Source organism: Chloroflexota bacterium (genome assembly GCA_009840625.1).
Taxonomy (GTDB): Bacteria; Chloroflexota; UBA11872; order UBA11872; family VXNJ01; genus VXNJ01.
In genome coordinates this window covers 205,493-223,157 of the sequence record VXNJ01000001.1, presented here as the reverse complement: position 1 = coordinate 223,157, position 17,665 = coordinate 205,493, and the positions used below count along the sequence as shown (strand labels likewise).

At 66.0% G+C, this 17,665-nt stretch carries 14 protein-coding genes and 1 pseudogene; 8 read left to right on the top strand and 7 right to left on the bottom strand.

The genetic code is table 11. From position 1 onward, the window contains the following. Nucleotides 1-52: 52 nt before the first annotated feature. The gene (locus F4X41_00925) at nt 53-1,231 is read left to right on the top strand and encodes an LLM class flavin-dependent oxidoreductase (GenBank protein ID MYB15590.1); all 1,179 of its coding nucleotides are present in this window, start codon (nt 53-55) and stop codon (nt 1,229-1,231) included. Between the two features lie 8 nt (nt 1,232-1,239). Here the strand turns inward: F4X41_00925 and F4X41_00920 are convergent, their stop codons facing one another. After that, complete coding sequence (locus tag F4X41_00920; GenBank protein MYB15589.1) at nt 1,240-2,733, bottom strand: MFS transporter; 1,494 nt, start codon at nt 2,731-2,733, stop codon at nt 1,240-1,242. A 117-nt stretch (nt 2,734-2,850) separates the two neighbouring features. Beyond that, nucleotides 2,851-3,303 (bottom strand): nucleoside deaminase, encoded by a 453-nt coding sequence (locus tag F4X41_00915; protein ID MYB15588.1) that lies wholly within the window; start codon nt 3,301-3,303, stop codon nt 2,851-2,853. Between the two features lie 317 nt (nt 3,304-3,620). Between F4X41_00915 and xdhA the strand changes: the two genes are divergently transcribed. The 3 genes from xdhA to F4X41_00900 all read left to right on the top strand — a co-directional run bounded on the left by xdhA (nt 3,621) and on the right by F4X41_00900 (nt 8,385). Next, on the top strand, nt 3,621-5,033 hold the full coding sequence (xdhA, locus tag F4X41_00910; GenBank protein ID MYB15587.1) for a xanthine dehydrogenase small subunit: 1,413 nt from the start codon (nt 3,621-3,623) through the stop codon (nt 5,031-5,033). Further along, entirely contained in the window at nt 5,030-7,354 is a 2,325-nt protein-coding gene (gene xdhB / locus F4X41_00905; GenBank protein ID MYB15586.1) for a xanthine dehydrogenase molybdopterin binding subunit, read from the top strand. Before xdhA ends, xdhB begins: the two co-directional genes overlap by 4 nt. 131 nt (nt 7,355-7,485) lie before the next feature. After that, on the top strand, nt 7,486-8,385 hold the full coding sequence (locus F4X41_00900) for a nucleoside hydrolase (protein ID MYB15585.1): 900 nt from the start codon (nt 7,486-7,488) through the stop codon (nt 8,383-8,385). An 8-nt stretch (nt 8,386-8,393) separates the two neighbouring features. Here the strand turns inward: F4X41_00900 and F4X41_00895 are convergent, their stop codons facing one another. Continuing rightward, nucleotides 8,394-9,173, bottom strand: coding sequence for an SDR family oxidoreductase (locus F4X41_00895; protein MYB15584.1), 780 nt, complete (start codon nt 9,171-9,173; stop codon nt 8,394-8,396). A gap of 184 nt (nt 9,174-9,357) precedes the next feature. On the opposite strand from F4X41_00895, the gene F4X41_00890 reads away from it, so the two are divergent. Continuing rightward, complete coding sequence (locus tag F4X41_00890; GenBank protein ID MYB15583.1) at nt 9,358-10,050, top strand: hypothetical protein; 693 nt, start codon at nt 9,358-9,360, stop codon at nt 10,048-10,050. Nucleotides 10,051-10,142: 92 nt separating this feature from the next. Then, nucleotides 10,143-11,177 (top strand): annotated as a pseudogene (locus tag F4X41_00885) (agarase). Nucleotides 11,178-11,290: 113 nt separating this feature from the next. Here the strand turns inward: F4X41_00885 and F4X41_00880 are convergent. Next, nucleotides 11,291-12,094, bottom strand: coding sequence for a class I SAM-dependent methyltransferase (locus F4X41_00880; protein ID MYB15582.1), 804 nt, complete (start codon nt 12,092-12,094; stop codon nt 11,291-11,293). Between the two features lie 37 nt (nt 12,095-12,131). Then, on the bottom strand, nt 12,132-13,319 hold the full coding sequence (locus F4X41_00875; GenBank protein MYB15581.1) for a hypothetical protein: 1,188 nt from the start codon (nt 13,317-13,319) through the stop codon (nt 12,132-12,134). Here F4X41_00875 and F4X41_00870 point away from each other — a divergent pair. Continuing rightward, nucleotides 13,306-13,998 carry a TIGR00266 family protein gene (locus F4X41_00870; protein ID MYB15580.1) on the top strand — a complete coding sequence of 231 codons (693 nt, stop codon included), beginning with the start codon at nt 13,306-13,308 and terminating at the stop codon, nt 13,996-13,998. The genes F4X41_00875 and F4X41_00870 overlap by 14 nt on opposite strands. Nucleotides 13,999-14,082: 84 nt before the next feature. On the opposite strand, the gene F4X41_00865 is transcribed toward F4X41_00870, so the two are convergent. Then, complete coding sequence (locus F4X41_00865; GenBank protein MYB15579.1) at nt 14,083-14,832, bottom strand: class I SAM-dependent methyltransferase; 750 nt, start codon at nt 14,830-14,832, stop codon at nt 14,083-14,085. A gap of 127 nt (nt 14,833-14,959) precedes the next feature. On the opposite strand from F4X41_00865, the gene F4X41_00860 reads away from it, so the two are divergent. After that, a complete protein-coding gene (locus F4X41_00860; protein MYB15578.1) occupies nt 14,960-16,333 on the top strand; it encodes an alpha-L-fucosidase in 1,374 nt (457 codons plus the stop codon). Between the two features lie 70 nt (nt 16,334-16,403). On the opposite strand, the gene F4X41_00855 is transcribed toward F4X41_00860, so the two are convergent. Continuing rightward, entirely contained in the window at nt 16,404-17,573 is a 1,170-nt protein-coding gene (locus F4X41_00855; GenBank protein MYB15577.1) for a mandelate racemase, read from the bottom strand. Between the last annotated feature and the right edge of the window lie 92 nt (nt 17,574-17,665).

Genomic DNA, 17,665 nt, shown 5'->3' with positions numbered 1-17,665 from the left:
CGTTGCAGCACCCGGCTAGGACTTCGGCGCAGCGTGAGGGGCAAGGGCACAGGTGATAACCAGATTCGGAACTCTCTTCGCCGGTCACGTCGATCTGGAGGACATCGGCCTGGCCGGAATCCCGGTAAACGATCGCTGGCTGCCCGACGATCAGTTGGCTACGGTGTTCGAGAAGGCCGAGTCGATCGCGGTGCTGATGGACGACTGCGGATACGACACGTTCTGGCTGGCCGAACACCACTTCCAGCGCGAAGGCTACGAGTGCATCCCGAATCTGCTGCTCTTCGGGGTCCATCTCTGCCACTTGACGGAAAAGATAAGGATCGGCTGCGGCTTCAACATCGCCCCGATGTGGAACCCGTTGCGCCTGGCCGAGGACTACGCGACGGCCGACATTCTGACCGGTGGCCGGGTCATCTTCGGGGTTGGCAGGGGATATCACACGCGCGAGGTCGAATCGTTCGGCGCGCCGATGCTCGACCAGCACGCCAACCGCGATCTTTTCGAAGAACAGGTCGACATAATCTTCAAGGCCTTCAACAGCCGCTCGTTCTCGCACCGCGGTCCCAACTACACGATTCCGCCCCCAGTCCCATACCGCGGCTACCAGTTGGAGGAAATCACCCTCGTGCCGCGGCCCGCAAACCTCCCGGTCGAGTGCTACCAGCCCCTGGTCAGCGCCAGCCCGCGCGGGATCGACTTCATGATCAAACACGGAATCAAGGGCATGCTGGGCGGCGGGGCGGCTCCCGGCGGTGCCGCCGACCGGGTCGTTGCGGCGTGGCGCGACGCGCTCGCCCGCTCAGGCCGCGAAACCGAGCTGGGCCAGGACCTGATCATCGGGTTTTCGGTCCACCTGGCCGACACCGAGGCAAAGGCCATCGCCGAGGCCGAGCGGTTCGCCGAGGAGGACATGAAGATGTTCGCCCCGCTGGGGTTCCGCAAACTCTCCGACGAGCATCTTGCCGCGCTCGGGGACCCTTCCGCGGCGGTGGGGGCGGGTCTGCCCACGGTCCGCGACGGGGTGGCGGCGGGTTCGTGGCTGTGCGGGCCGCCCGATCTGGTCGCCGAAAAGATCTTCGATGTCCAGGAGCGCTACCCGGGCCTGGCGGAGATCAACGTCGGGTCGGTCGTTGGCACCCCCAAGGACGTGATCCTGGAGCAGTTGGGCTGGTTCGCCGAAGACGTAATGCCGCGATTCAAGTCCCAGGCCGACCACAAATCTAGCTGAGCGGATTGCTAACTGGTGCGGGCCCGTCCGCGTCGCGGCCGGCCGCGGGCACTTCCAATTGAAGGAAGATCCCCGCCCTTGAAGAACGAAGCGACCGCGCCCAGCAGCAGCAGGCACCCGGTGCCGGTGTACAGCAGGTTCATTCCCGAGACGAATGCGGCTCCGGCTCCGGAACCATCGGCGCTGGCCACACCGCGCAAATCGGGGGCGAACCCCATCCCCGCCATGGTCGCGGCCACGACTGCGGTTCCGAGCGCAATTGAAGTGACGTTGGCCGAATTGCGGACCAGGCTCAGCAGCGCCGAGACGATGCCGTGGCGCGCCGAGCTGGAGGCGCTGAAAATCGATGCCGAATTAGGCGATGAGAACAGTCCGCTGCCGGCGCTTTGGACGACCAGGGCCGCGATGATGAGCGCCACCGGAGTCGACTCGGAAACTCTCGAGATCACAAAGATTCCGACCGCGGCGATCACCAGTCCCAGGACGTTGAAGATTCGATAGCCGAAGCGGTCCGACAGCCGCCCCGCGATCGGCCCGGTGATGGTCATGGTCACCGCGGTGGGAAGCATGATCAGGCCCACCTGACCGGCCGGAAAACCCAGGACTCCCTGCAGGTAGAAAGGCATGAGAAAGCGGACCGACCCGGTGCTCAGAAAAGACATGAACGAGGCCAGAACGCCCAGTGAAAAGACGCGGTTTCGGAAAAGTCCGAGATCCAGCATCGGAGCCGGCGCTTTCGACTCCCAAGCCAGAAAACCGGCCACCAACGCCACGAACAGCAAGGCGGCCGCGATCGCGATCGGCGAATCCCAGCCCAGCCGGTTTCCGTTGGTCATCAGCAGCAGGAAAGTCACCAGCGCGGCCGTCGAAAGCGTGGCTCCGGGCCAGTCGAAGCCGATCCCGCGCTGCTCGCGGTGGAACAGCTTGGAGTCCAACAAGAGCAGGGCCCCCAGCAGCGCGATTGAGGCCAGCGGCAGGTTGATCAGGAAGACCGACCGCCAGCCGAATGCGCTTACCAGCAACCCGCCGATTGCCGGTCCGGCCATCCCGCCGGCGCCGACCATGCTCATGTGGGACCCGATCCCCTTGCCGCGCTCTTCGTCGGGGAAGACCGTCGTGATCATGGCCATCGCCGTGCCCTGGGTCATGGCCGCCCCCACCCCCTGGACGACCCGGGAAAGTATCAGGAGCGTGACGTTTGGCGAGAGCGCGGCAAAGACTGAGGCTCCAACCAGAAAAAGCAGACCCGTCATGTAGACCCGCTTCCGCCCGACCAGGTCGCTGAGCCGGCCCATCGGCAGCAGCAGCGCGCTGATCGTTAACGTCTGGGCGATCACGACCCACTGGATGGTTGGCAGGTCGCTGCCGAAGTGATCCGCGATGGTGGGCAGGGCCACGTTTACCGACCCGAAAGTCATGACCCCGGTGAACGTGCCAAGTCCAACTGCGGCGAACACCCACCACTTGTAATGGGGGCTGCCGGCGACGGCGCCGGCTAGCAATTAATGCCCGGAATCGGAACGCGCCGGGATCCGCAATGAGGGAGTTGCCGGGCCGTCCGGCCGTCGTTGAGCGGGGTCACCCCCAATAATTGCACCCGCCGCCGGACGGGTGTGGAGTTAGTAGGGAGTCTTGTCCTCCAGGGACTCCCACTCGCGAAACGCGGCGCTGGCTTCCGCCAGCGGGAGGCGGATAAGCGGCAGCGAGCGGTTCTCGATCGGCATCGAGATTTCCTGATACAGCGATTCGTCGTCGAACCCGATCCGCGCCGCGTCGGCCCGGTCGTTGGCAAAGTAAACCCGGTCCAGTCGGGCCCAGTAAATCGCGGCCAGGCACATCGGACAGGGCTCGCAACTGGTGTAGAGCTCGCACCCGGCCAGCGTGAAGGTCCCCAGCGCCCGGCAGGCGGCCCGGATGGCCACCACCTCGGCGTGCGCGGTGGGGTCGTTGGCGGACGTGACCTGGTTGAATCCTTCGGCGATTACGCGGCCATTGCGCACCACCACCGCGCCGAAGGGCCCTCCCAGGCCGGCGCGCATGTTCGAGTGCGAGAGGTCGACCGCCCGCTTCATGAAGAATCTCGGTGAATTCAATGTCCTTCTCCTCTTCGCCCCTGCCTCCGCAGTTCCTCGCGATTCAATTCCGGCGCCAATCGATTCGTTTCCGGCAATTCCCGGCCGGGCGCTTTTTTCGGATCCGTTTCGTCGGTCCGCTGCCATGGCCCGGTCCTTGGTTTTTTGACCGCACATTCCGGGAACATCTTCGCACGTTTGCAAAATCGCGGCGGGACGCGACCGAGCCGCGAGCTCTTCGCCGGTGGATCCGCGTTTTTCGTGCGAGCGGTATCTTTATTTGATATGACCAGGACCGGGAAATCTGCGGGGAGTTAGTGGCGGTCAGATTCACCCTCAACGGGCGGCCGAGGCAGACAACGGGCGTTGCCCCATCGGCCACGGTGCTCGACTATCTGCGCGATCGGATGGCGCTTAAGGGCACCAAGGAAGGCTGCGCCGAGGGAGATTGCGGCGCCTGTACGATCGTGACCGCCATCGCCGACCGGGCCGGTGGCGGTGTGCAGGCGGTCAATTCGTGCCTGATGCTGGTGCCGCAACTGGACGGCAAGGCGGTGCTCACCGTCGAGGGGCTTGAACGCGAGGGCGGGGACTTGCATCCGGTCCAGAGGTCGCTGCTGGATTCGCATGGCACCCAATGCGGCTTCTGCACGCCGGGAATCGTGATGGCGCTGTACGCCTACCAACACTCGGGCGATCCGCGCGACGACTCCAACATCCACGAATCCCTGGCAGGGAATCTCTGTCGCTGCACCGGTTACCGCCCAATCGTCGAAGCGGCGCTGCGCCTCCCCGATCCGGCCCCGCCGGCGCCCGCCAACGGTTCACCACCGACCCGGTCCGGCGGATGGAGCTACGAATGCGGCGGCGAGAACTTCCATGCGCCCGCGAGCTTGGCCGAACTTCTCGCGCTGCGGTCGGAGCACCCCGGAGCAAATCTGCTCGGTGGTGGGACCGATCTGGGGTTGCTGGCCAGCAAGGAGCGGCGGCGGTTCGGCGAAATCATCTGGACGCGCCGCGTCCCCGAGCTCGGCCGCATCCGGATCTCTGAGCGGGAGCTGGTGGTCGGCGCGGCCGCGACCTACACCGAGGCGCTGCCGGCATTTGATGCGAACCTGCCCGCGCTGGGAGGTTTGGTCCGCCGCATCGGCTCGCCACAGATCCGCAACCTGGGGACGCTGGGCGGCAACGTTTGCACGGCTTCTCCGATCGGTGACACCCTGCCGCCGCTGCTGGCGCTGGGCTCGCAGATGGACGTCCGGTCGGTGCGCGGCCGACGTCGCATCTCCGCCGAGGAGTTCTTCACCGGATACCGCCGGACCGCCTTGGCGGACGACGAAGTACTCGAAGCGGTCAGATTGCCGCTGCCGCGCCGCGGCGAAATCTTTCGTACCTACAAGGTCGCCAAACGGTTCGACCAGGACATAGCGGCCCTGATCGGGGCGTTTGCGATCGCAATCGAGAACGGCGAAATCCGCACCGCGCGGGTTGCCTACGGCGGGATGGCCGCGACCCCGGCACGCGCCCCGGCCTGCGAGGCCGCGCTGACCGGGTCACCCTGGTCCGGCGAGACGATCGAGGCCGCGGCGGCGGCGCTGGAACGGGATTTCAATCCGATTTCCGATCTCCGGGCCGGCGCGGCCTATCGGCAACGGGTGGCGGGCAATCTCCTGCGGCGCCTTTACGCCGAACTGGAATTGGCTCCCGCAACGGACCTGATGGACCTGTGAAGACCATCACCGGCCCGCGGGGGGCCGCCCACGCGGCGCTGGCGCACGACAGCGCGGCCAACCACGTCCGCGGGCGGTCGGTATTCATCGACGACATGCCCGAGCCGGCCGGTACCCTGCACGCGGCGATCGTGCTGAGCCCGCACGCGCGGGCGCGGATCAATTCGATCGATGCCGGTGCGGCGGTGGCCCAGGACGGCGTTCACGCGGCCCTTACCGCCGCCGACATACCGGGGGCGAACGACGTCGCACCGATATTTGCCGGCGAACCGCTGCTCGCCGACATCGAGGTCAGCTACCGCGGCCAGCCGGTGGCGATCGTCGCCGCCGAAGACTTGGACTGCGCGAGATCCGCAGCCGCCCTGGTGAGGGTCGAATACGAACCGCTGGAGCCGCTGCTTGCAATCGAAACGGCGCTCGAGCGTGGTCAATTCACGAGTCCCCCGCAGACGATCGAACGGGGAGATCCGCGCAGGGCCATCGCGTCCGCCCGGCACCGGATCGCGGGAACGTTCAGGTGCGGCGGCCAGGACCACTTCTACCTGGAAGGGCAAATCGCGTTGGCGGTGCCGCAGGAGGACGGGCACATGCTGATCTACTCCTCCACCCAACACCCTACCGAGGCCCAGCACGTTATCGCCAACGTGCTCGGGCTGCCGGCTAATGCGGTCACGGCCGAGACCCGCCGGCTCGGTGGGGGATTCGGTGGCAAGGAAAGTCAGGCGACCGCGATTGCGGCCCTGGCCGCGCTGGCCGCTTCCGCCACCCAAAGGCCGGTCAAGCTACGCCTGGTCCGCGATCAGGACATGGTCGCCACCGGCAAGCGACACGACTTCCTTTTCCACTACGAAGCCGGTTTCGACGACCGGGGCCGGATCGAAGGGATCGAACTGGTGCTGGCCAGCCGCGCCGGGAACGTCGCCGATCTCTCATCGGCGGTGCTGAACCGCGCCGTCCACCACGCCGACAACTGCTATTTCCTGCCCAACGTTTCGGTGCGCGGGTACCCCTGCCGGACCAACACCGTCTCCAACACCGCCTTCCGCGGGTTCGGCGGTCCGCAGGGGATGCTGGCCATCGAAGGCGTGATCGACCACATCGCCCGTGATCGCAGGCTGGACCCGGATGCGGTGCGGGAGGCCAATTTCTACGCCCCAGGCGAACGCAACGTCACCCACTACGGCCAGGTGCTCGAGGACAACATCATCGCCGAGATGGTCGGGCGCCTCAGCCGGTCAGCGGACTACGCGGATCGCAAACGCGCGGTGGCCGAGTTCAACCGCGGCAGCCGAATCCTGAAAAAGGGGATCGCGCTGATGCCGGCCAAGTTCGGGATCTCGTTCAACGTCGTCCATCTCAACCAGGCCGGGGCGCTGGTGCATGTGTACACCGACGGGACGGTGCACCTCAGCCACGGCGGTGTCGAAATGGGCCAGGGCCTCTTCGTGAAGGTCGCCCAGGTGGTGGCCTCGGTCTTTCAAATCGACATTGACCGGATCAAGAACGCCGCAACCAGCACCGCCCAGGTGCCCAACACTTCCGCGACGTCGGCGTCGTCGGGTTCGGACCTGAACGGAATGGCGGCGCGCGATGCGGCCCTGAAGATCCGCGCGCGCATGGCCGCGGTGGCGGCCGAACATTTCGACGTGGATCAGGACCAGGTCCAATTCCGGCGCAACGTGGTGCGGGCCGGGCAATCCGAGGTCGAATTTGCCGAGCTCGCCGAGATGGCCTGGCGCCGGCGGGTCTCGCTCTCGGCGACCGGATACTATGCGACCCCGAAAATCGGCTGGGACGAGCGTCGGGAAGCCCCGCGCCCCTTCTTCTACTTCTGCTACGGCGTGGGGATCTCCGAGGTCGCGATTGACACCCTGACCGGCGAGACAAGGGTCCTGCGGACCGACATCCTCCAAGACTGCGGCGCTTCGCTGAATCCCGCGATCGACATGGGGCAGATCGAAGGCGGATTCGTCCAGGGCATGGGCTGGCTGACGATGGAGGAACTCTGCTGGGACGAGCAGGGAGCGCTCCTTACCCACGGTCCTTCGACGTACAAGATTCCCGGCAGCCGCGACGTGCCGCCGGTGTTTAACGTGCAAATCCTGGAGGATGCACCCAACCGCGAACCGACTATCTTCCGTTCCAAGGCCGTGGGCGAACCGCCGCTGATGCTTTCGATTTCGGTCTGGCTGGCCATCCGCGAGGCGGTCGCCGCCGCCGCCGGTCCCGAGGCGGCGCTGCGTCTGCAGGCGCCGGCCACCCCCGAGGCCGTGCTCGCGGCGATCTGCGAATTCGACGGCCGCCGCGCCGGTCCGGGATAGGGCCCAGGCGACATCTCCGGATACCCGAACGGCATACCGCTTTTCATTCGCGGCTCCGGCCCGCAGAATATCGGGCGAACGTGGGAGGGTGGCTTCCACGGCCCCAAGAACGCCCGCCCCGGAGGCATGCGATGCGGCCCGTCCTGATTGATTGCGACCCGGGGACCGACGATGCCCTGGCGATTTTTGCGGCCCTTAATTCACCGGACCTGGAAGTTGTCGGAGTCACCACGGTGGGCGGCAACGCCTCGCTGGCCGATACGACCCGCAACGCCCTGGACCTGCTTGAAGTTTGCGGCCGCGGCGACATACCGGTCTGGCGCGGCGCGGCCGGGCCGCTGTCCGGAGAGTTCACCTACGCGTATGAGTTTCACGGCGCCGGCGGGATAGGCGCGCGGTTGCCGGCGGCGGCGTCCGACGCCCGATCGGGATCGGCCGATGAGGCGATCGCGGCCGCGGCGCGCCGGCGGCCGGGCGAATTGACCCTGATTGCGCTGGGCCCGCTCACCAACGTTGCCGTCGCGCTCGGCAACTGGCCGGAACTGGCCGGCGATTTGGCCGAAATCCTCGTAATGGGCGGAGCGCTGCAGGTGCCCGGCAACGTCACCGCGCACGCCGAATTCAACATATACAACGACCCCCGGGCCGCCGCCTCCGTTTTTTCAAGCGGCGTCCCGGTCGCGCTGGTCGGACTCGACGTGACCACCGCGGTCTCGATCGACCGGTCCGCCGACCACTGGCGCGGGGAGCGGTCGCGGACCGCTGTGCTGGCGCGCCGGATTCTGGACACCTGGTATGACACGCACCCCGATTTCGACCGCTACGACCTGCACGATCCGCTGACCGTGGCCGCCGCGATAGATCCCGGGATTTGCGAATGGCGGAGCGGCAGGCTAGCGGTGGACTCCGGCGACGGGCCGGAGCGCGGCAGGACCGTGCTGGAGGACGGTGACGGTTCGGATCGCGCCGCCGTCGGAGTCGACGCAGTTCGCGCCCTGGCGGTGATTGGGGACTTGGTCCAAGGCGGCTGAACGGCCGTCTACAAGGCGGTGTAACCCCCGTCCACCATCAGCGGCGCGCCGGTGACGAACGATGATTCATCGGACGCCAGGAACAGGGCCGCCTGGGCGATCTCCTCGGGTTTGCCAAGTCGGCCAATGGGGTGTCGGTCGATCAGCTTCTGGTGCATCGCCGGGTCGGCGATAAGGGTTGCGATCAGGTTCGATTCGACGTACCCCGGACAGATGCAGTTGACGCGAATTCCGTCGGCGGCCAACTGGGTAGCCATGTTTCGGGTCAGTTGCACGACGCCGCCCTTGGACGGAGGGTAGGGATTGAACGCCCCCAGAATGCTGGGAATCTCGCGGGGATAGCCGACGACCCCGATGATCGAGGCCAGATTGACGATCGATCCGCCGCCGCGGCGCAGCAGCTGCGGGACGGCGAATTTGCTCACCCGGTAGGTGCCGGTCAGATTGACATCGAGCACCGCGTCCCAGACTTCGTCTTCGTCGGCTTCGGGGCTGGTGGCGTTGCGCGGCGACACCCCGGCGCTGTTGACCACCACATCCAACCCGCCGAAGGAATCAATTGCGGCCGCAACCATTGCCTCGGCGTCTTCGGAACGGGTGACATCGCCGGCCGCGCAAACGGCTTGGCCGCCGGCGGAATTGATCTGATCGGCGGTCCGTCGGGCCGAATCCTCGGACTTGTCGGCGACGACGATCTGGGCGCCCTCGCGGGCGAACAGTACCGCCGTTGCGCGGCCGATTCCGGAACCGCCCCCGGTAACCAGGGCAACTTTCTTGGCGAGCCTCACGAGTTTCTCCATGGATTGCGGATCTGGATCGTAGCGGCCTATTCTCCAATTGAATCGGCGGCGGTCCCTGGAGTCCGCGGCGTGCCGCCTGGGAACGGCAACGTGCGGGGAGGCGCGGGGGAAGTCTCCGGGGTCGGATCGGTAACCTGACAGAGTGGGCCTTGAAGACGCGGAGCCGGCAAGCGTGAGAACGGTCAAGGAATTCGATTCGCCCTGCGTGCATCCCAATGGACTGCAGTGGGCGGGCGACGAACTCTTGGTGATGGATCAAAAGACCGACGATGTATTCGTCATGGACGCCGGCGGGGACGTTAAGCGCCGCATCCCGACACCGACCGAGAACGGTTCCGGGATCGCCTCCGGCGGGGGATTCATTTGGACCGCATCGAACGGCAAGACCGCGGTTCGACCGCCCCGGCCCAGCGACACCGGCCTGGGCTGGGTGCTCAAATTGGATCCCGAATCCGGGGAAATGGTCGACCGCTTCCGGACGCCGGACGGAGGGGGCGTGCACGGCCTGGAATGGGATGACGGGAATATCTGGGTCACCGGATTCAATCCGTTGGCGCTGCACCTTGTGGACGGGGACAGCTACCAAGTCCTGGCCACCTTCCCGGTCAAGCTGCCGAGACTGCACGGACTGGCCCGCGAGGGCGAGGGGATCTGGTGCGCGCACACCGGGGATCGCCTGATCGTCAAGTACGCCGTCGAGGACGGCAGCGAGCTTGACCGGATCACCTTCGGCGCCGAGGACGCGTTTCCGCACGGTCTGTCGATCCGCGGCGGTGAACTCTGGTACTGCGATGCCGACTACCGGGTGGCCGGTTTCGAAGGCACCTGGCGCGGCTGGCCGGAGATCGGCCGGGTCGTAGCCTGATTGCTGGCTTGGGGGCGGGCACCGCGGCGGCGCGTTGATCGCGGCCAGGGTCCGGCCGGCCGACGGCGAGAACTGTCACGCCGGCCGATAGCGTGACGACCCAGGTCAACCCGAGCGGGGTATTCACCGTCGGCCGGCTTGCCGGGCGCTGGTGGCTGATCGAACCCGGCGGCGGGCCATTCTTCTCGCTGGGGCTGAACCACATCGACCCGGCCAGCCTGCGCTACCCTGAGAACCTCCACGTCTGGCAAGAACGCTACGGTGGCGACACGATCCGCTGGATCCGCGAGTCGGTGGCCCCCAACCTGCGCCGCCGGGGATTCAACACGGTCGGCTGGGTGCAGGAAGTGACCGTCAGGCATTGGCGGCATTCACGTTCGTTCACCGCAGAGGAGTACCGCGCCCTGGGGATGCCGTACTGTCATCTGCTGCCGTTTACCGAATCCCACCAGTGGGAACAACACACCCGGCACTTCGATTACCGGAGCCCGGACTGGACTGATTGGGTCGACTACGTCGCCCGATCGCACTGCGCCGAGCTGTCCGGCGACCCAAATCTGATCGGCTACTTCTACAGCGACTGCCCGACCTGGGTGCACGACCTGCCGCAGAACCGGTGGCGGGGACCGATCTTCGATCCGGACCTCCTTACCAGCGCCAGCGGCAGGCGCGAATTGACCGAATTGGCGCGGAGCTATTACAAGACGACTCTCGATGCGATCCGGCGCTACGATCCGGGCCACCTGATCCTCGGCGACCGCTACGAGGCCAACGCCCGCATCCCCGGCGAGGTCGTCGACGCCGCCCTGCCGTATGTGGACGTGCTCTCTTTCCAGGACTTTCAGCGGCCGGCCGAGCACCTTGACCGCTGGCACCGCCGCACCGGGAAACCGGTGCTATTGGCCGATGCGGCCGGCCAAGGGGAGGTCGACGGCGACGGTTTCGTCGCCAACGACGGGAACTGGTACGCCGAGGTTCTGGGGGCCCTTCTGGAGAACCCGGGCTGCGTGGGATTCCACCTCTGCGGCGCCTACCAGCGTAACCGAGCGCGCCGGCGGGGGCTGCTCGACGAACTGGAGCGGGAGGACCGGGAAAACCTGGCCAGGATCACCGCCGCCAACCGGCAGGCCGCCCGGTGGGCCAACGAACGGTGCGGGTACTCGCCACCGCCACCCACCTCCAGGGAGACAGTTACGCCGGAGGACGCGTAACCGGGCCAATAGTCCGGCCGGATTGCGCTTCATCGCGTTTTTGGCTTGCGGGCCTTGATCGAAAACATCTGGGGAATGGAATCGTTGTTTTCGGGAAACCGCCACCAACCGTCGGCGCCGCGGACCATGTGCGGGAGAGCCCGGTAGTAGCAGAAAGGAAACTCGGTCAAGGATTCGATCACAAGACCCGTATCGCACAGCGCGCTTACCACGTCTCCGAGGCTGTGCTGCCACTCAAAGCAGGGCGATTCGATTCGCCCGCCGCCGGCATAAGTGGGCTGGTTGCCGGGAACCGCCAGTTCGTGATGGAAATAGGAATTGGCGACCTCATGACCCTGCGGGGCGGGTTCGTAGGTGCTGAGCAGCGGATGGAAATCGACGATCAGGAACGACCCGCCGGGCACAAGGTGGCGGTGGACGACCTGAGCCCAGCGGGCAAGATCGGGGAGCCAGGCCAACACCCCGTAAGACGTGAAGACCCAATCGAACTGTTGCTTCAGGACCGCCGGCAGGGAGTAGACGTCGGAGCAGATGAACCTGGCGTTGGTGCCGGCTTCGGCGTTCAGCTCACGGGCCAGGGCGATCGCCCGGTCGGAGAAGTCCACGCCGGTGGCGCGGACCCCCAGCCGCGCCCAGGAAATCGTGTCCAGGCCGAAGTGGCACTGCAGGTGCAAAAGGCTGCGCCCGGCGGCATCCCCCACCGCCTCAAGTTCGATCGGGCGCAGCGACTGGCGGCCGGCTCGAAAACCGTCCAGGTCGTAGGAACGCGAACCGGCGTGAACCGGGGTGCGCTGGTTCCAGTTGCGGCGGTTGAGCGACAGGCGCTGGTCCAAATCAGGCTGCTTTCTATCGGAAATGGGCCGGCCCCGATCAGGCCACCCGGTTCTGGGCGCGGCCCTGCAGAAAAGCGATCACATTCTCGACCGCGCCTTCATTCAGGAGGTCGGCCCCCTCCGGGGTCATGTCGGCCACGTGCGGACTGAACACCACGTTTTGACAGGCCAGCAGCGGATTGTCCGGCAGGGGCGGCTCGGGTTCAAACACGTCCAGTCCGGCCCCGGCCAGATGACCTGAGCGAAGGGCATCGACCAGCGCCGCCTCGTCGACAAGCCCGCCGCGGCTGACGTTCACGAAAAGCGCGCCGGGCTTCATCAACCCGAATTCGCGCGGGCCGATCAATCCCTGCGACTGCGGACTGAGCCGCAGGTGCAGGCTAACCACGTCGGCTTCGGCAAGCAACTGGTCGAATTCGACGTAGCGCACGCCGAGGCGCTTGGCCCGCTCCGGGTCGGGATTGAAAGTCCAGGCGATGCAACGCATGCCCAGCGCATTGCAGACGCGGGCGAAATCCGCCCCGATGTTGCCGGTTCCGACAATGCCGACGGTTTTGCCGCGGAGCGACATGGAGTGCCCGGAAGGCCATTCGCCGGAGCGAATCGCGGCGGTTTGCTCGGCAAGGCGGCGGGCGGCCGCGTACATCAGGGCCACGGCGTGTTCGGCGACAACCGGGGCAGTCCGCCCGGGAAGGTTGCATACGGCGACGCCGCAGTCGCGGGCGGCCGCCAGGTCGATCATGTCGACACCGATTGAGCAAGTTGCGATGAGCCGCAGTTCGGGCAACCGGCGCAGCGCTGCGGCCGGCCAGGCGACCGAACTTCGGGTGTTTATGATCACCTCCGCCCCGCGCGAGCGGGCGACCAGATCGGCGACGTCGGCCGGCAGGTCGCGGTAGATCTTCACGTCCCCGTAGCCGTCTAAAAGCTCCAGGTGCGGCGAACCCTGGATTTGCGGCGGGAAGTCGCCGGGCACGACTATCCGGACCGGTGTCGGCGGCTTGTCGGTTGCTGATGCTGGCGCCATCGCGGAGTGTTCTTGGTTTTCCTGCTCGGTGCAGATTATTGCCGCTATCGCCTGGGTCCGGCGGCCCGCCGGTGAGCGCCGTGGCGGCGCGGCCGCAGATGAATCCGGCAAATCGTTGGTTTCGTAGCTTGAATTAGCGACACCGGTCCGACTGCCGGTCCGGAAACCACAGGGAAGTTGCAGAATGCAGACCCACATCGAATTCGATCCGGCCTACGCGCTGCTTACGGTCAATCTTGATCCGGGCGAAAGCATCAAGGCCGAGCCGGGCGCGATGGTCGCCCAGCGCGGAGTGTCAATGCAGACCGGGTCGGCCGGGGGCGGCCTGGTGAGCGGATTCAAACGGATGCTGGGCGGCGAGTCGTTCTTTATCAATACGTTCACCGCCGAATCCGGAGGTGGCCAGGTGAGCCTGGCGCCTGCGACGCCGGGCGACATCGGGACCTTCGATCTGGAACCCGGCCAGAACCTGTTCATTCAGGCCAGTTCATTCATGGCTTGCAGCGCCAACGTCCAGACCGACTCGCAATTCCAGGGCTTTCGCGGGTTTTTCAGCGGCGAAAGCGTCTTCTTTCTGCGCGCGTTCTCGGAAGGCGACGCGGGGACGGTCTACTACAACTCCTACGGGGCCATCAAGAAACTGGCCGTCGAACCGGGCAGCGAGCTGGTGGTCGACACCGGCCACCTGGTCGCATTTAGCGACGACGTCGACTACACGATCGGCAAAGTCGGCGGCCTGCGGTCCCTTCTGGTCGGCGGCGAGGGACTGGTGATGCGGTTCACTGGCGAGGGCCAAGTGTGGGTCCAGACCCGCAACCTCTCATCGCTGGCGGCGCGGCTGGTCCCCTTCCTGCCCACCAGCAAACGCGGGCAGTAACGCGGCTGCGAATCGGGTCCGCACCGGGCCGGCGCGGCTGCGCCGGGCGCTGGGATCGGCCCGGCCTAAAAGGGCACCGTCAATTCAGTTGCCGGAAGCGGCCAACACAAGGTACTGGTGTTCGCTGAGGCTGTGGTACTCGAGGCCGGCAAACCCGGCCTCGGACGCCAAGGTCATCAACCGGTCGTGTCCGATGCGCCGCTCCCGCGGCGGGCCGAAATCGGACTCGCGCTCAACCCACTCCAGCATTGCGCATCGTCCGGAGGCCTTGAGCAGCCGCCGCGCAGCGACCAGGAACCGGACGTGGTCATCGGCGTGGTGGACCACGCAGGAAAGGAATACAAGGTCCAGCGTCATGTCCTCCAGACCGAATTCGTATTCCCCGCAGCGGCGGACGAGGACGTTTTTCAGGCCGGATTTGGAAACGGTCAGGCGGCAAAGCTCCAGCATGTCCGGGTCAACGTCCAGCGCGTAGACCAAGCCGCGGCCGGCGACGCCCGCCAGACGGACCGTGTAATACCCTGGACCGCATCCGATATCGGCGATTCGGGCGTCGGACGCAATCCCCAGGTGTGAAAGCACCGTCGCCGAATCCGCCCACCGCTCGCGGTCCGGCGACAGCAACCGCTCGGCCATCGTCGGTTCGTGCCCGGCATCGACTTTCTCGATTGGGCAGTCATCCATTTGCGACTCCTCGAACGTCCTCGCGCCGGCCGTGCATCTTGAGGACCGACATCCCGGAGATTGTGCCTGACGCCGAACCGGACCGGGTCGCGGTTGCCGGGTCACCCGGCGCAGGTCCCGCCGGATCCGCCGTCGCGCAGCGAAGATCATTTAACGGCATGCGCCGAGGGCATCCCTTGCAGAGCGTTGCCGAGTCCGCGCGAGATCCCGATGCCAAACCCGAGAGCGATTGTGGCGGGGGTGATTTCGATCCGCAGCATTGAAGGAAGTCCCCTGCATGAGCAATGCCCAGCAAGATGTGCGATTTGAACCCAATTGGGAATCCATCCGCATGCACCGGGTACCGGATTGGTACCACGACGCCAAGCTCGGGATCTTCGTCCACTGGGGACTTTTCTCGGTTCCGGCTTGGGCGACGCCGGTAGGTGAATTCGGAACCGTCGACTGGGACCGGTGGTTTGCCAACAATCCATATTCGGAGTGGTATCTGAATACGCTCCGGATCGAGGGCTCACCGACATTCGAGCACCACCGGACGACCTTCGGCGACGGCTTCGACTACATGGACTTTGCCGAGGAATTCAATGCCCGGACGCGGCGATGGGACCCGCTTGCAATGGCGAAGCTGTTCAAGTCCTCCGGCGCCGGCTACGTGGTGCTGACCAGCAAGCACCATGATGGCTTCACCCTCTGGCCCAGCCGGGTGGAGAACCCGCATTTGCCGCCCGATCGGCGCTGCAGCGAACGCGACCTGGTCGGGGAATTGACCGACGCGGTCCGCGGCCTGGGTCTGCGCATGGGGCTCTATTACTCGGGCGGACTCGACTGGAGCTTCAACCCGACACCCATCAAATCCCAGGAGCTGGTCGGCGCGACGATCAATCACACACCCGAATTCGCCGCCTACGCCGACGCGCACTGGCGCGAGCTGCGGGAGCGTTACGATCCGATCATCCTCTGGAACGACATCGGTTACCCGGAACAGGCGGACCTGGCCGCGATCGTGGCCGACTTTTACAACGACCATCCCGACGGCCTGATCAACGACCGCTTCGAAACCCGCAAGCCCGGCTCGAGTAGGCGCCATCACGACTTCACGACCCCCGAATACTCCCAGCTAGACGAAATCGCTCCCTACAAGTGGGAGTCCTGTCGCGGCCTGGGCTATTCATTCGGGTACAACCGGTCCGAGACCGCCGAGCACACCGTATCCGAGACCGACCTGATCCACCTGCTCTGCGACATCGTCAGCAAGAACGGCAACCTGCTGCTCAACGTCGGGCCGCGGGCCGACGGGAGCATCCCGCAGATCCAGGCGGAACGCTTGCGCGGCCTGGGCGCCTGGCTGGAGCGAAACGGCGAGGCGATATTCGGCACCCGGCCATGGGTGCGCGCCACCGGCGAAACCGAAGACGGTATGCCAGTCCGCTTCACCGCCAAGGGCGATGCCGTTTACGCGATCGTGCTCGGCCGGCCCGGCCCGGACGGAATCAGCCTGCGGCTGGACCTGCCCGGACGGCTGCGGCACGCGACCCTGCTCGGGTCGAGCGCCGCGGCGCCGGCCAGCTACGACGACGGACGCCTCCTGCTCCGGCCGTCGGTTCCGCTGCCGGATTCACCGGCCCATGCGCTGCGATTTCTAATCAGATAGCCCCCGGGACTTACCGCCGACGCCGGCTCCGCGCGGGCGGGCTCGGGTCGCCATCGGCCTGCGCCGTGGCCTAGTCGATCCGCCAGTGGCCGGTCCGGTGTGCGCCGATCCAGTCCCAGTCGATTTGGACTCCGATCCCGGGTTCCTGCGGGGCATACACGTTTCCGTCCGAATCGATCCCGTCCAGATCGTCGTTGTAGTCCAGGTAGACCGACGCCCTGGTGGTCGGAACACGGGGGTGCACCAGGCCCAATTCGTAGTAGTTGGTGTTGCGAATCGCCGACATCAGGTGCCGGTGGACCGGCCCCGGACCGTGGAATTCGACGTCCAGGCCGAATCCCTCGGCGGCGTGAGCGATCTTGAGCGCGCCGGTAATGCCGCCGTCCTCGTGTGCCCCGGCCCGCACGTAGTCGGTCCCCTCGGCCAGGATGAAGTCGACGTGCTGTTCCAGGAGGCGCACGTGCTCGGTTTGCAGGATCGGAGTGCTGAGCAGCTGCCGCAGCTTGCGGTGCGCGAACGCCGATACGCCGCCATCCTTGAATGGGTCCTCGTACCAGAAGAAATCGGCTTCGTCGCAGGCCCTACCGACCGCGAGCGCCTGCCCGAACGTGTCGATCTCGCAGGCCGGGTCCAGCATCAGCTCCAAGTCCGGTCCGACTGCGGCGCGCACGGCCAGAATGTTGTCGATCTCGCGCTTTATGTGCCTTGCGGCCAGGCCCCAGCCGTGGATCTTGAATGCCGGATAACCCATCTCGCGACACTGAACGGCGAACTCGGCAAACTGCTGCGGATCAGATAGCCCGCCGTTCTCGTCACCGTGCAGGGTGGAGGCGTATGCCGGCAGCGGGCGCCGGCTCCCGCCGAGCAGCCGGTACAGCGGTTCGCCGTAAAGTTTTCCGGCGATGTCCCAGAGGCAGATGTCGATCACGCCCACCGCCAGCTTGTCGAAGTGCCGCAGTCCGCGCTTGAGATCGTTGTAGATCTGTTCGCGCGCGGTCGCATCCTTACCGATCAGGTAATTTGCGCACATCCGGACCTGTGATTCGGCCGGCCCGGCGCCGATCGGGAATTCGCCGCTGACGCCCTGGTCGGTGTGGATTTGCAGGATGCTGCCTTCCTGCCGCAGCTTCCCGCCGGGCTCAAATACCAGGTTGAAGCCGTTGTGGTCGCGTCCCATCTGGTTCAGGTGGAATTCAAACGAGGTGATCTCCACGGCGGTAATCTTCGGGCCCTGATTCATGCATGACTCCGCGTCCGGACTGTTCACGGGCAGATTCTTCCACGGCCCAGACATCTGGGCGGCGAGGGAACCGCCAGCGTTCCCCGCTCTGC